Origin of the sequence: Neobacillus sp. GCM10023253 (genome assembly GCF_042653105.1) — a bacterium.
Classification (GTDB): Bacteria; Bacillota; Bacilli; order Bacillales; family Cytobacillaceae; genus Neobacillus; species Neobacillus citreus.
Genome location: NZ_JBHSHV010000034.1, coordinates 1 through 1,612, shown reverse-complemented (window position 1 = coordinate 1,612; position 1,612 = coordinate 1). Strand labels below are relative to the sequence as shown.

The window sequence follows — 1,612 nt, the reverse complement described above, 5'->3', positions numbered from 1 at the left end:
GCACAAACATACTAAGATTAGTAGCACAAACCAAGGCCATGGTTTGTGCTACTATTTTTTTATAGTAGAAGTGAAGAATAGCCCGAGGACGGTTCCGGAACCTCGAGTTCGATGTCACAAACTGGGCTACTTCACTGCCCTTATAGAATCAGTTTCAGTATGTTGGATCCTCGAGATCGTGTATAAGAAAAGGGAATCGATAAGGTGATGTGAAGACTTCTACATAAAAATTAAGGAGGGGTATTATGCCGAGTGTAATTGCTTTTGATGTCAGTATGGGTAAAAGTTACATGGTTATTTATAACGCTGCACGCACTTGTATTTTTGAAGGTGAAATCATTCATAATAGGCCACATTTTGAACAGCTAAATAAATTAATTGTTGAATTAATTCGAAAAGATGGACAAGCACCGGACATTGTATTTGAAGCTACCGGGGTATACTCAAGACAATTAGAGCGCTTTATGAATGATTACGGTTTTTCCTATTCCCTATTAAATCCACTCGAATCCAAGCTTCAAACGGCCTCGATGCGCATACATAAGACAGATAAAAGTGATGCACATCGTTTAGCTCAAACTCACTTTACAAATGAAAGACGCACGAAAAAAAGACAAGAAAATTATTACAATCAAATGAGGGCACTTTCTCGATACTATGAAGAATTGGATGATGAACGGACTTTGGTCCGAGGTCGAATGCATTCATTATTGCAGTTGACATTTCCGGAACTGGAAAAACTCTTTACACAAAAATCCGAGTTATTTTTAAACATCGTACAGCTATTTCCACATCCGGATTCTGTTAAGCATCTATCAAAAACTGTTGTACGTAATAGGATAATAGCTAATACAGACAAAAGATTAGCCCCAAAGGCAGCTGAGAAAAAAGCTATACAGTTATTAGAAGCAGCACAGGACTCCTATCCTGCAGTGGATATGAATGATATACAGTGTGAGCAGCTAAAAGACTATGCAAATCGGTATTTAGCGTTATTAAGAAAACAAAAGGAATTAATCGACCTGATGGTCGAACTTTCGAAGGAACGAAAGGAATATCGAATATTATTAAGTGTCCCAGGAATAGGTGAAAATACGGCCGTTCGTTTAATTGGTGAGTTGGGGGATATTTCACGGTTTGACAATAACAAGCAACTAAACGCCTACACAGGAATTGACATACGGCGTTTTCAATCTGGCCTGTTCTTTTACAAAGATGCGATCAATAAGCGTGGAAACAGCCACTTGCGTAAGATACTCTATTTTACAATTCAAAATATGATCCGCCACCGCCGTTTAGGGAACAATCATTTTGTGGATTATTACGACAAATTAAAAACGCAACCTTACAACAAATGTCATAAAGTTGCGTCCATCGCATGTGTGAATAAGTTACTGAAATGCCTATTCCACCTTATTACACACAATCTCCATTACGATTACCAGTTGGCCGCTGGTAAGTAATGCTTGATTAATTATATCATAAACTGCCCCTAGCAAAAAATTGGAAATAGCTAGGCTTCTTAACTATGCTCAAAAACCCTCTAATGAAAACATTTAGAATTAAACTTCACAAAAACCCTTGACTAATCGTAAGAAGAACCGTCCCCATG

Annotated in this window: 1 protein-coding gene; it reads left to right on the top strand. The window is 37.8% G+C overall.

Annotation, left to right across the window (positions count from 1 at the left end):
• Positions 1-245: 245 nt before the first annotated feature.
• A complete protein-coding gene (locus ACFPA1_RS28640) occupies positions 246-1,463 on the top strand; it encodes an IS110 family transposase (RefSeq protein ID WP_213140168.1) in 1,218 nt (405 codons plus the stop codon).
• Positions 1,464-1,612 lie beyond the last annotated feature (149 nt).

What these genes read in the sequence shown, in the direction of transcription:
- ACFPA1_RS28640 (WP_213140168.1), top strand. Translation starts at nt 246, where the DNA reads ATGCCGAGTGTAATTGCTTTTGATGTCAGTATGGGTAAAAGTTACATG.